The 13,181-nt window shown below is 39.9% G+C and carries 9 protein-coding genes; 2 read left to right on the top strand and 7 right to left on the bottom strand.

Annotated elements, in window-relative coordinates:
* Positions 1 to 10: 10 nt before the first annotated feature.
* From A6J77_RS07115 to A6J77_RS07095, 5 genes are all read right to left on the bottom strand, one after another.
* Positions 11 to 3,673: a phosphoribosylformylglycinamidine synthase gene (locus A6J77_RS07115; protein ID WP_083069464.1), complete on the bottom strand. Its 3,663-nt coding sequence runs from the start codon at positions 3,671 to 3,673 to the stop codon at positions 11 to 13.
* Between the two features lie 13 nt (positions 3,674 to 3,686).
* The gene (locus A6J77_RS07110; protein WP_016896847.1) at positions 3,687 to 4,364 is read right to left on the bottom strand and encodes a phosphoribosylaminoimidazolesuccinocarboxamide synthase; all 678 of its coding nucleotides are present in this window, start codon (positions 4,362 to 4,364) and stop codon (positions 3,687 to 3,689) included.
* Positions 4,365 to 4,763: 399 nt separating this feature from the next.
* Positions 4,764 to 5,237: a hypothetical protein gene (locus A6J77_RS07105; RefSeq protein WP_083069462.1), complete on the bottom strand. Its 474-nt coding sequence runs from the start codon at positions 5,235 to 5,237 to the stop codon at positions 4,764 to 4,766.
* Between the two features lie 232 nt (positions 5,238 to 5,469).
* Positions 5,470 to 6,501, bottom strand: a complete 1,032-nt coding sequence (locus A6J77_RS07100; RefSeq protein WP_083069460.1) for an alpha/beta hydrolase — start codon at positions 6,499 to 6,501, stop codon at positions 5,470 to 5,472.
* Positions 6,502 to 6,635: 134 nt separating this feature from the next.
* Complete coding sequence (locus tag A6J77_RS07095) at positions 6,636 to 7,640, bottom strand: Gfo/Idh/MocA family protein (protein WP_083069458.1); 1,005 nt, start codon at positions 7,638 to 7,640, stop codon at positions 6,636 to 6,638.
* A gap of 295 nt (positions 7,641 to 7,935) precedes the next feature.
* Between A6J77_RS07095 and A6J77_RS07090 the strand changes: the two genes are divergently transcribed.
* Positions 7,936 to 9,351 (top strand): aldehyde dehydrogenase family protein, encoded by a 1,416-nt coding sequence (locus tag A6J77_RS07090; RefSeq protein ID WP_083069456.1) that lies wholly within the window; start codon positions 7,936 to 7,938, stop codon positions 9,349 to 9,351.
* A gap of 178 nt (positions 9,352 to 9,529) precedes the next feature.
* On the opposite strand, the gene A6J77_RS07085 is transcribed toward A6J77_RS07090, so the two are convergent.
* Both A6J77_RS07085 and rplS read right to left on the bottom strand, forming a co-directional pair.
* Entirely contained in the window at positions 9,530 to 10,822 is a 1,293-nt protein-coding gene (locus A6J77_RS07085; protein ID WP_227645144.1) for a ClC family H(+)/Cl(-) exchange transporter, read from the bottom strand.
* Positions 10,823 to 10,909: 87 nt separating this feature from the next.
* The gene (gene rplS, locus A6J77_RS07080) at positions 10,910 to 11,266 is read right to left on the bottom strand and encodes a 50S ribosomal protein L19 (RefSeq protein ID WP_004262406.1); all 357 of its coding nucleotides are present in this window, start codon (positions 11,264 to 11,266) and stop codon (positions 10,910 to 10,912) included.
* Positions 11,267 to 11,614: 348 nt separating this feature from the next.
* Between rplS and A6J77_RS07075 the strand changes: the two genes are divergently transcribed.
* Positions 11,615 to 13,123, top strand: a complete 1,509-nt coding sequence (locus tag A6J77_RS07075) for a pyruvate kinase (protein WP_083069452.1) — start codon at positions 11,615 to 11,617, stop codon at positions 13,121 to 13,123.
* Positions 13,124 to 13,181 lie beyond the last annotated feature (58 nt).

Below are 13,181 nucleotides of genomic sequence, written 5' to 3'. Positions count from 1 at the left end.
TAATATCCTCCTATTTGGCGTTTAAATATGCAAAAGCTTCAGTTAAGAATGGATTTTCACCTTGACTTGGCACGTTTTGGTAGAGGTCTTGCCCACTTCTTTCAAATGAAGAGATGGTCCCAAAGACTAAACCATTTGGACTAGCTAAGCCGTCAATATTTTCTTCTGCAAAATAAGTATCGAAAGCGGCAATCACTTGACCATTGGCTTTGATTTTTTCTTCTGCTTCACCTAATACGACGCGACCAAATGCTGTTGCAAGCGGTGCGGTATAGGTTTTGTTAGCTCGACCAGTGGTAAAGGCTGATTTTTCAGCAACCACACGACCAGTAGTCAAATCAGACACGAACTTGCCGTTTTGATTTGGTAAAACACGAATCGCTGAATGACCAGTCACTTGGCCAAATTCAATTAAACCAGTGCGGATTAAGGCTGAGAAAGCAGATCCAGACCCGATAATTAAGCGGTCGGCTTGTAAATGAGCGTCAATAGCTTGGCTGACATCCGGTCTGTTAAGGATCAATTCCCAAGCACGACCTTGTTCATCCGTTTGGTTACCAAAGATTGACCCATTAGGTATAGCCAGTAATTGTGTATCTTTTAAGTTTTCAAGTAACGTTTGAATTGATTGCTCGAATTTGGCATTTGATGAGTCGGCGATAACCATCACTTGACAGTCAAATCCAGCTTCTTCAAGGGCAAATTGTAAGTCATATTCACCATTGGTTCCGTATAAAACAGGGATTAAGGCTTTAACAGGGGTTGCTGTCTGGCCAAGAGAACTATTAGGACATGCAAAACTATTGCCTGCGACAATTTCAGGTGTTTGGCGGTCAGCATGTTCAATCTGATCAAATACAGAAGCAAAAACTTCATTTGAGGCAGCTTCAATCGCCTTAACAGCGTAGTCTTGACCAGCAATTTGAATGGTATCCGCTTGCGTTTGGCCAACAACTTGGTAAGGAATATCCCCAAGTAGGTCCTTAGGATCGCCGGCTAATTCTAAAAGGAAAGCCCCCATCATCGGTTCAGCCAAGCGGTTGGTGAAGTCTTCTGAAACAGCCACAGAAATCCCATTTCCATAAGACATTTCGATTAAATCTTTCAACATCCCGTTAAAACCAACAGTCGAAGCAGCTAATAAAGCCTCCCCTTTAGCCAATTGATGGATCGTTTCATAAATGGCTTTTTCTTGGTCTAAATCGATAGTCCAGTCACGGTTTAATGGATTTTCCATTAAGACAACTGTTGAACCTACTTGCTTGAAGGCACGAGAAACCACTTGGTCCACACGACCTTGCGCAACGGCGAATGACAATAAAGTTGGCGGTACGTCGATATCATCAAAGGTTCCTGACATGGAATCCTTCCCACCGATACTCGCTAAATCAAGTCCAGACATGGCTAAGTTGGCTCCTAATAGAGATAAAACTGGCTTACCCCATCGTTCTGGATCATTTTGTAAGTTTTCAAAGAATTCTTGGAAGGATAGACGTAAATCTTTGTAGTCAAATCCTAAGGCCACCATGCGGCTGACTGATTCGATGACTGAGTAGAAAGCCCCGTGGAATGGCGATTGTTCTGATAAGTAAGGGTCAAATCCATAGGCCATACCAGACGTTGTGATCGTTTTACCGCCAGCAACTGGTAATTTTGAGACCATACCTAATTCAGGCGTTGCTCGGTATTTACCACCGAATGGGAAGAGTACAGACGCACGCCCAATCGAACCGTCAAACTGTTCCGCCATAGCCTTTTGGCTCGCTCTATTTAAGGTTGACATATAAGCTTTTAATGACGCTTCATCCCAGACTGTCCCTGCTTTCACATCATTTTGGAAAAGGGTTTTCGGTTGTAGTAAGGTTGCATTCGCGTGTTTAGTCGCCCCGTTTGAATCTAAGAAGGCTCTTGACAAATCAATAATTTGCTTACCTGACCAAGTCATTTGCATCCGGTCATTATCGGTCACTTCAGCAATAATAGTCGACTCAACATCTTCCTCTTCGCAGTATTGTAAAAAGGCTTCAATGTCTTTCTCAGCAACCACAACTGCCATACGTTCTTGCGATTCAGAAAGCGCAATTTCACCACCATGCATACCTGGGTATTTCACCGGTACATCATCCAGTTGAATGTCCAAGCCATCTGCAAGCTCACCAACAGCAACAGAAATCCCACCAGCACCAAAGTCGTTACAACGTTTGATTAAACGTGTTGCTTCACCGCGTCTAAATAAACGGGTAATTTTTCTTTCAATGGCTGCGGCTCCTTTTTGTACTTCAGCTCCTGCATTTTCAAGGGATTGTTCCGTTTGAATTTGCGAAGACCCAACGGCTGCACCTAAACCGTCACGACCAGTCCGACCACCTAATAAGATGATTTTGTCTGTTGCGACTGGTATTTCGCGGACGATATTTTCTTTTGGTGCCGCTGAAATTAAAGCCCCTGTTTCCAAACGTTTAGCTTCATAACCAGGATGGTAAATTTCTTCAGCGTAACCACCCGTTAAACCGATTTGATTGGCGTAATCGCTATTACCTTCTAAGGCACGTTTCGTGATGGTTCTTTGCGGTAACTTTTCAGGATGGGTAGCATCAAGTGGTAGATTAGGGTCTTTAGCCCCCGAAATTCGCATTCCTTGGTATACCCAACTTCTACCAGATAATGGATCACGAACCCCACCACCAACACAAGTAGACGCACCACCAAATGGTTCGATTTCTGTCGGGTGGTTATGGGTTTCGTTTTTAAAGTAAAGGATCCAATCTTCTTCAGTGCCATCAACGTCTACCTTAATTTCTAAAGCACAAGCGTTCACTTCAGGTGAAATCTCAACATTGTCAAGGATGCCATTTTCCCGTAAGTAACGGCTTTGAATTGTACCTAGGTCCATCAGGGTGATAGGACGTTCAGATCGGCCAAGTTGCGCTCTTTTCTCTAAATAATCATTTAAAGCTGCCTTGAATAAGGGCTCGTAGCGACCGGCATCGATGGTCACAATATCGATTTGGGTGTTGAAAGTGGTGTGACGGCAGTGGTCTGACCAGTATGTATCAATGACTTTCAACTCAGTTAAATTAGGATTACGGTTTTCAGATTTAAAATATTTTTGGCAAAATAGCAAGTCGTCTAAATCCATGGAGAATTTTTGAGCTAGGTTGATTAAATCAGCTTCAGTCATTTCGGTGAAACCAACAACTTCCTCAAGCTCTTCTGTAGATGAAGGGTAAATTTCAAATGGGGGTTCATCCATGGCAATGACGGTATTTTCAACAGGATTGATGAAATAATTTTCAAAAATTTGCCCTTGGTCTGGTGTGACATTGTTTAAAGTCACAACTTTAGAATGAAAGACTTTTACTTCTTCAAAACCAAGCATATGTTGGATCATTTCCGTCATCATTTGCTCATGTTCATTGTATTGACCAGTCACTTGGCGGTAGCGGAAAGTGTAGTCAGCGCTCGGGATTGCTTCGATAAAAGTTAACTTTTCAGTATCGAATAAGGCTTTTTGGACCACTTCCAGGGTAGCTTCAGAAGCACCCTCAAATTGGTAAAGATTGTAGAAAGCAACTTCAGTATCCGCAGCAAAATTTAAAAATTCTAAGGCTTCTTTAGTATATTTTTGACCTTCAACATCGAATTGAGCATTATTTTTTGTAATGACTTGCATTTTGGGCCTCCAATTATTCAAAGTAATGCACAAGTGCTAAAGGTTCGATGTATTCATCACCTTTATAGACACGCATGTTGCCACCTGCAACTTCATCGATTAAGACAATGACATCAGAATTGTCTAAGCGACCAAATTCTAATTTAATGTCATATAGTTCTAAGCCTTTTTCGGCTAAAGCTTCTTTGATAACTAGGGAAATATCTTGGGTTAATTTTTTTAATTGGTCATATTCGCCAGCTTTTAAAATATCTAATTGCTCTAAGGCATCTTGGGTAATCAAGGGATCTTGGCGGTCATCATCTTTTAAAGTGAACTCTACGTAGGCATCAAGTGGTGTACCTGATTCAATGTAAGCTCCGTAGCGTCTGATAAAGCTACCAACAGCTTTAAAACGACAAATCACTTCTAACCCTTCACCAAATACAGAAGCTTTTTCAATCTGCATGGTGTTTTCTTCAGTATTTGAAGAAATATAATGCGTTGGAATATTCTTTTCTTTAAATAATTCAAAAAAGTATGTTGAAAGCACAACATTGGAGTGGCCTGACCCTTCAATCGTCGCCCCTACTTGGTTTTCACCTGGGTCAAATACCCCATCTTTACCCGTAACATCGTCTTTAAATTGGAAATAATATTGGCCGTTATCATCTTGGCATAAGTTTTTCGTCTTACCTGAATAAATAAGCATTGCTAAAAATCGCTCCTTTTTTAAACACATACGTTTCCACTGAACTATTTATGAATATTCGTTTTCCGGATAATCATGTGCTTACCTTAACGAACTTTATGAGTAAAGACAAGTCAAAACTGAACATTTTAATAAAAAAGGTTAATTTTTGTTTGGAAATAGCCTGTATAAACGAACATTCGACTTTACATATGCGTTTAACGTTAAGAATTTAATGTTATTGATAAAAATTGTGCAACTTTTGTATTTTGGCAAATTTTGCTAGCGAAACTGGAAAAATGGGCAAAAAAAGACCGCCATAAGTCCGGTGAGTTGCGCACTTATGACGGCCTATCTGCCCTTGCATGTAATATTAGAGATACATTTTAAGGGTGGATTAGCTTTTATATATTCGAATTTTTATTCAGCTTTTGGTTGGGTTTTGAGTACTTCAACCTTTTTGCCATTAATTTTCTCTTCTAATTCAGGGTACACAAGACGTGCAGTCGCTGAACCAAAGACCATTAATTCATACAATAATTGTGGGTCTTCAGTGGTTCTTGATAATAAACGTAGGTAAATTTCCCCGTCACCAGTCAGGATTAAAGTGTAGTAGCCTGCACGTTTTAAGTTGATTTCATTGATCACTGCTAGGGCTTTCGTTTGGTTATTGAAGTCCTCTACTTGGACTAATTTACGATAAGTGATTTGGTATTCTGTAACCGACGAACCTTCCTTAAATTCACGCGCTACCACGTTAAATGGGATTGTTTTATCTTCAGCAATGCGGTAAGCACCAGAGAAAACAACTTGATCTTCGTTGAATTTATTCTTCTTAACGGGTACTTTCTTATCGTTAAACATTTTCTCTAAAATTGGTTGAATTGATGGCATGGTATTCCTCCGTTTATCTTCTAAATTCATTACTATCATCATTGTAACATAAGCTTGTCAGAAACCGAGAACAAGGTTGGTCAAAAGTTGCATAGATTTATCACTTTCAATTCATTAGGCGATCAAAGACCACAGCGTAATCTCCCCTGTAAGCTAGACTAAAATCGGGTTCGAGCCTCCAAAAAAAACTGCGTTTCAGTTTAAGTTGTTGCTGACGTTGTCAGCCACTGCCTTAAACTTCCAACGTTTCCTTTCTTGGCGTCGGCTCTCGCACCTTAGCTACAAATTCCGCCATCATTTCTAGTGCCTCATCTGCTTCAGGAATCGGGTAAATTGGGAAAATATGGGCCATGTGCTGGTGGGTATCGAAATAAATCGGTAATCTCTCAGCTTCAACTTTTTCTTTCAAGGCAAGTGTATAAGTCAAGGTTAAATCTCTCGTTCCACTCACGACTAATATAGGTGGTAAGTCATTAAATGATCCGTACCATGGCGAAACTAAAGGACTAATTGCCGGGAAGGGTTTTGCGAAAGTTTCTGTTTCAAGCGCGATTAATTTCGGTTGTAAAAAGGGTTCGTACTCCACATGGTCATATGCCACCAGGAAATTCTGCAAGGTGCCATCCAAAATGGGTGCGATAAGTATTGCCGAATCCGGCAATGGTAAATCATGGTCTCGCAATTGCTGCATAAAAGAAACTGCCAACGCTCCGCCCGTAGAATCACCAAGAATCGCAATATTTTCTGGCGCAATTCCCTTCTCCTCGATTAAATATATATAGCGCTTTAAAATCATTTTGTGCGCATCAACGACGTTGTAGGTTGGTCCTTTTGGATACATGGGCATCACTACTTGTCGATTAGTTAGTTCCGCCAATTTACGGGCCATATTAAAGTGCAATAAAGTTGGTTGTAACCAATAGCCACCACCTGCAAGATAGAAAATAATTTTTTCTGGCTGATCTGAACTTGGCGCCAATAAGTCATTTTGCACTGTAAAAGTATCTGTAAAGTCATCAAAATAGTCAAATCCCATTGAACGTTTGGTCCAGCTAAGGGCTAATGGTAGCTCATTACGGTTGTAAGCGAGCGTGTACAGACGATCATAATTAGATTTTTGACCAGGAAGAATACTGGAAGCCAGGGTCAGACTATCCTCGACTAATTGCGCAGCGTAAGAAATATTCACCTTACGGGCTCTGATTATTTGACTAGCAACAATACCTGTTAATGCGCCTAGTGCGACCTTTGTCCAAGTTTTCATAGCGACCTCCTAAATCACTTTCTTGCAATCATCATATCATGATAAGCTGTACATAAACATCTATCTGTATTAACCAACTCAATATTTTTAAGAATAGAAAAAAGCCCGAATAAAATATCCGGACTTAAATAATCTTAAAATGTCAATTTTGGTTCCCAAAACGGTTCTTCTATTAAGTTTGAATCAGCAATAGCCATATCTAGTATTTCCATAACTGTTAAACTTTGGGCTAGGTGTTCTTCTGCATACATGGTATCCTCATGATCAATCCAATTTGCAAAAATCTTAAATTCTGCACCCATTTTATGCTCGCATGCATTCAATTCAAAATGATCCATATAGCCATCATTTGTCCAAATATCAAATGATGTGACCCTGTTAGTAGCGCTATTGACTCTAATAGTACCTTTAGTACCTTGAATAGTTGCGCCATTTTCCCCTGTAGAATCCTTTGAAGCCATGCATACGGCTTTTGTGTATCCATAGTCCATGATTAAAACGCCAGAGGTATCGATAGCATTTTCGATGTTAGGGTAGTAAGCAACTTTCTTTGGTTTCCCAATTAAGCCAACAACGAAATGTATATTGGATGAATTTAAATCCATTAAGGCACCGCCACCATTTTTGATATTAAAGGCCGGTAAAACGTTACCTGCTGTGAAGGAGTCATACTTACTCGAATATTTTGAGAAATTGCATTCAATTAACTTAATATCTCCAAGAAGTGGTAAAAGTTCGCGGATTTTACCATAATTTTCAACGAACTGGCCTGTTACAGCCTCAGCCAATACTAAATCGTAATCAATGGATAGACGTTCTAATTCGATTAATTCCTTTTGTGACATCGTAAAAGGTTTCTCACATATAACATGCTTACCATGAAGTAAGGCTTCCTTAGCAAAAGGAAAATGTAAGTTATTAATGACCGCAACATACACTGTATCAATATCTGCTTCTGTCAAAAATTGATTGTAATCACTATATACTTGATCAATGCCATATTGTTTTTGAAAGGCGATTGCCTTGTCAACGCTTTTAGGTGTTGAGTTAATTGCAGTTACTTGTACTTCTGGCAACTCGGCAAGTACCGGCAAAAATTGCGCAACCACTTTTCCAGTCCCCACTATCCCTAATTTCAAATCTACCCCTCCATTAACCTAAAATACCGCCAAATTAGGTGTTAACATTGTTTTCTGATAGCTAATTATAAGCCTCTAAATCCACAAATTCTAGCCCCTTTTGACACAAATTTAATTTTTTATTCAATTTTATACAAAGTAACTGAAATGTCGCTGTTTTAGAATAAAGAGGCTCTTTCAAACTCCCCGCAAACGATCAAAAACAAGCTAACGCCGATTCGTTTTACTGGCCAGCTATTCAAATGTCCTTTATCATATAAGATAGTTAGGCAAAAGATTTAAAGGAGGATTTCTCATGAAAAAGTATAACAATTTCATTAACGGTGAGTGGACAGCCCCTACCAATAATGAATACAAAGAAGTAGAAAACCCGACAACTGAAGAAACGATTGCCCAAGTTGCATACTCTGCAAATGAAGATGTTGACCAAGCAGTTGAAGCAGCTAAGACAGCCTTTCCTGCTTGGAATAATCTATCTCTTGAAGAAAGAACCGGTTATGTAGAAAAATTATTAGCTGAAATCAAAGCCCACAAAGAAGAAATTCGTGACATTATTGTTGAAGAATTTGGTGCCGCCAAGACCTTCTCCGAGTCAGGACAAGTTGGTTTAGCCATTGATGAGATGTCAGCTACAGTTGAGGCCATTAAAGACTACAATTTAACGCAACAAATTGGTGATACTAAAGTCATTAAAGAAGGTTATGGCGTAGTTGCTGCAATTACACCTTGGAACTATCCATTAAATCAAATTCAACGTAAAATCACACCTGCTTTATTAGCTGGGAATACCGTAGTTGTTAAACCAGCATCTGATACACCACTCACTGCAGTCAAACTATTTGAATTAGCTGAAAAAGTAGGCTTCCCAAAAGGTGTATTCAACCTGATCCTTGGAAGCGGTAGTGGTGCTGGTAACTATCTAGCAGAACATGAAGATGTCGCCGTTGTTTCCTTTACTGGGTCAACTGAAGTTGGTCAAGGACTATATGAAAATGCTGCAAAAGGCATCAAACATATCATTCTTGAACTAGGTGGTAAATCTGCGTTAGTTTACTTACCTGGTGGCGATTTATCCTTTGCGGTTAAAAAAGCAATGGGCACTATTTTAAACAACCAAGGGCAAACTTGTACTGCACTTACAAGACTATTAGTGCCTAAAGACGAATTAGCTGATGTAGAAGCTGAAGTAAAATCTTTCTATGAAAAGAACGTCGTTATAGGTGATCCTGCTGATCCAAATACGCTTGTTGGTCCAATGGTATCTGCTAATCAAAAGAAAACAGTACTCGAATATATTGAGAAAGGTAAAGCAGAAGGAGCTAAAGTTTTAGTCGGTGATAAAAAACCAGCCAGTGAAACTGGTCATTTTGTAACACCTACTGTCTTTACGAATGTCACTAATGATATGACGATTGCCCAAGAAGAAATTTTTGGTCCTGTACTTGTCATCATCACATATGACACAGAAGAAGAAGCGGTTGAAATCGCAAATGACTCAATTTACGGCCTTTCAGGGGCAGTAGTTGGTCCTACTGAAGATGCATATAAAGTGGCTAAGCAATTACGAACTGGTAATATCTTTGTAAACAAAGCAGAGCGTAACCCACTTGCACCATTTGGTGGCTACAAACAATCCGGACTAGGTCGCGAAAACGGTCTCTTTGGTGTGGAAGACTACTTAGAAACTAAAGCGATCTTCTTAGAAGATTAGATGATAGTATCTTAGAAAATAAATAAGCAAATTTTCGATACATAAAAAAAACAGCTACTAGGTGATATCAACCACCTAGTAGCTATTTTTGTATTTTTAATAATCAACCTTTGATAAATATAAGACCGTCTATGCCATGTTCTGTGAATAAACCACTACACCACCCAAGAAGCCATTCTCAATCACTCACCATCAACCCTAATAACGATTCGTATATAGGCTCAGATTGGCAGACTTCTGCCACGAAATAAGCGATATAAGTGACGATGGCAATTGGGAGTAAATACTGGATAGATCCCCCTGTCATTTCTAATATTAGAAAAATACCCGTTAATGGTGCGCGGACAATCGCTGCGAAGTGGGCTGACATGGCAATGACCGTGAAAACCGTGATTGTGTATGCGTCCACCAGTCCCAATTCATACAAGCCACTGGTGTACAAGTTGCCGACCAGCGCCCCAATTGATAATAATGGGAAAAAGATACCGCCTGGTATGCCTGACCCGAATGCCACACCGAGCAGAACTAGTTTTGCCAGGAATAGATAGAGCAAGGTCAACAGACCCGGATTATCTAAAAATGGTAGCAAAATGAGTTCTTCGCCTGACCCGATTAACCGCACATCCATCAAAAGTACAAGTGCCGTTAGCACAAAGGGAAAAACCATTTTCCAAAAAGTAGGTGCAGTCCATTTACCATATATAGCTTTAGACCATAAGATAACTTTATTAAAAAGTACACCTGATAAACCTAACAAGGCCCCTAAAATAAGTAGATACGGGTAAGTAGCCATTTCCACATGTAAAGCTTGAGGAATAGTGATAGCAGCATCATCTCCAATCAGTGCTATCGATACTAAAGATGCTGTAATTATCGTTAGAGTGGCAGACAAAAATCCACGACGGGTAACCTTCTTTAATAATTCCTCTAAGCAGAAAATAATACCTGAAACAGGGGCATTAAAAGCAGTGGATAAACCGGCACCTGCTGCGCCAACAATCAAGTATTTCGTAGACGCTTTAGAAGATTTGCTTACTTCTGCCACCCCTTGCCCGATTGAAGCACCGATTTGAACAGAAGGACCTTCACGCCCAAGCGTCAAACCTGATCCGATAGCCAATAAACCACCTAATAATTTATAAAATAAGACCGATGCCCATGAAAAATTGAGCTTACCGCTTAATTTCCCGGCAATTTGTGGAATACCTGACCCACCAATCATAGGTTCCTGCTTAGCTGTCCAAGCCACAATGCAGCCGATAACCGCAAACAACAAAACAAAGCCGATGCTGTGCCAAATCGAAGTCTGTCCCCAGACCAAAACACCCTCAACCACATGCATGATTGCTGGAATAGCCAGTCGAAATCCAGACAACACAATTCCCACGATAACCCCAGTTACGACCGACAATAAACCCAAACGATAATTCAATCGTCCTTCATGCATCAATATCATACCCTTCTTTGACAAGTTTGACTCTTTAAATATATCTAAATAAAAAAATCCCAACCAAGAAAAAGCTCGATTGGGATTCTCTGTATAGCTACTGTAGTAGCATTATTTTTGTTTACGGCGACGTTCTGGGATACGTGCAGCTTTACCATGTAAGTCACGTAAGTAGAACAATTTAGCACGACGAACTTTACCTTCACGTAATACTTCAATTTTAGCTACGCGTGGCGTGTGTACTGGGAAAGTACGTTCAACACCAACACCGTTTGAAATTTTACGAACTGTGTAAGTTTCGCTGATACCAGCACCACGACGTTGGATAACAACACCGTCAAATAACTGGATACGTTCGCGTTCACCCTCAACAACTTTCGCGTGTACACGAACAGTGTCACCAGGACGGAAGTCAGGTACATCGTTACGTAGTTGTTCTGAAGTGATTTGATCAATTAAATTACTCATTTAGATTCTCTCCTTCCAACAACACTCATATGGCAGTTTTGCCACAGCGGAATATCATAAAGTATGTGTTGAAACAACACCTTTAATAGTATATCAAATTTATCACTTATTGTAAATAGAAATTTGAAAGTTTCTTGTTATAAATAGTGGACGTCCTATATAAGGGTTTGCGATCACTCGTCTGCTTTATTCTAAAGTAACATCTTCAGACTAAGTATCCTTAATAGGAATCGTTTCAATAAATCATCCCAATCACACTGTACAAATATTTGTTAGTTACTCGTGTTCACGATACAATGATAGGTGAATAGGAAACGGTTACAAATCAGTGATAAAGGAGACAAAGTGATGACAAACCAGAAAACGCAAATAAATAATATTTACAAAGATTTATATTTAGAAGTATCAGATTTACGTAAAAACGTCTATAAGGATGGCCAACAAATTTATGCCTCTTGGGATCCTTCCACCCTCCGTGAAGATTTTAAAGAAGCAGCCTTAAATTTTGCTTATTATGTTGCCCTTCGTCGCCGAGATATCCGCAGCCTACAATTAAAACTGGGAAATCTTGGTCTTTCTTCACTTGGTCGTCTCGAAGGCCATGTATTAGCTACCCTTGATTTAGTCGTTTATCATCTCGCCAAAAGTGCGAATATGCCTGCAGTTGACATTCCTGAACATATGACAAAAACCAGTCAAGGACACGGGTCTACACTTGACCAACTCACCAATGATTTCTTTGGCTCAGGTGCTGAGGATCGTTATTCCCGCATTATGGTGACTATGCCCAATGAAGCCGCCACTGACCAAGACCTAGTTGATCAAATGGTAGAGGCAGGTTTAGACGTAGCCCGTATTAACTGTGCCCATGATGATGTATCTACTTGGCGGAAAATGGTTGAAAATATTCATCAAGCTGGCAAGAAATACGAGCGTGACATTAAAATTTTTACCGACATTGCTGGTCCTAAAGTACGAATTCAAGCCATCTATACCACCCTGCAAAACCCCAAGCTCTATGAGGGAGATAGTTTTTTCCTCACAAGCGATACGGTATTAAAGGATTTGTATGATTGTGAAATTGTCTTATCTTGTCCAATTCCAGAAATTATTAAAGATTTAAAGGTTGATGAGGCGGTGTCACTTGATGATGGTAAAATTCTAGGTAAAGTCCAAAAAACTTACCCTGAAGGAGTAAAAATTCGCATCACCCAAATGGCATCAAACGGTAAGAAAGTGAAAGCCACGAAAGGCATCAACTTCCCTGATCGTGAGTTAAATATCCCTGTATTAACCGATAAAGATATCGATGATTTGGCTTTTTCTAAAGAAGCTGCTGACGTTATCGGCTTCTCCTTCGTCCACGACTTGGACGACGTTCGTCATATCAATCAAGTAATGGCAGAAAAAGTAACCGAAGACCAAGATAAACTGGCGACGATCAAACTAGAAACCGTCTCTGGTTTTGAGAACCTCATCAATATTATTATCGAAGCAAACCGCTACCGACCAACAGGCATTATGATCGCTAGAGGAGACTTAGCTGTGGAAGTTGGCTATCTACGACTATCTGTTGTCCAAGAAGAAATTCTTTGGTTCTGCGAGGCTGCACAAATCCCTGTAATTTGGGCCACTCAGGTCCTGGAATCCTTGGTAAAATCAGGTGTACCTTCACGTGCTGAAATTTCGGATGTATCTATGGGGGCACGAGCTGAATGTGTCATGTTAAATAAAGGTGAGCATATCCTCGAAGGGATCAATCTCTTACGGTCAATTTTAGAAGACATTGATGAACACCAATTCAAAAAGACAGCCTTAATGAAGCAACTAAACGTAGCCAAAACCATTTTCGAATAAAAAATAAACACCTACCTCTAATAACCTAAAGGTAGGTGTTTTATAATGGCTAACTACA

Origin of the sequence: Aerococcus viridans (assembly GCF_002083135.2) — a bacterium.
GTDB lineage: Bacteria > Bacillota > Bacilli > Lactobacillales > Aerococcaceae > Aerococcus > Aerococcus viridans_C.
Note: the sequence above shows the minus strand (reverse complement) of the source record. Positions and strands in the feature narration are given on the sequence as shown.

Bases quoted from the DNA above. Each gene is read 5' to 3' on its own strand.
- A6J77_RS07115 (WP_083069464.1), bottom strand. From the start codon at position 3,673: ATGCAAGTCATTACAAAAAATAATGCTCAATTCGATGTTGAAGGTCAA.
- A6J77_RS07110 (WP_016896847.1), bottom strand. From the start codon at position 4,364: ATGCTTATTTATTCAGGTAAGACGAAAAACTTATGCCAAGATGATAAC.
- A6J77_RS07105 (WP_083069462.1), bottom strand. From the start codon at position 5,237: ATGCCATCAATTCAACCAATTTTAGAGAAAATGTTTAACGATAAGAAA.
- A6J77_RS07100 (WP_083069460.1), bottom strand. From the start codon at position 6,501: ATGAAAACTTGGACAAAGGTCGCACTAGGCGCATTAACAGGTATTGTT.
- A6J77_RS07090 (WP_083069456.1), top strand. From the start codon at position 7,936: ATGAAAAAGTATAACAATTTCATTAACGGTGAGTGGACAGCCCCTACC.
- rplS (WP_004262406.1), bottom strand. From the start codon at position 11,266: ATGAGTAATTTAATTGATCAAATCACTTCAGAACAACTACGTAACGAT.
- A6J77_RS07075 (WP_083069452.1), top strand. From the start codon at position 11,615: ATGACAAACCAGAAAACGCAAATAAATAATATTTACAAAGATTTATAT.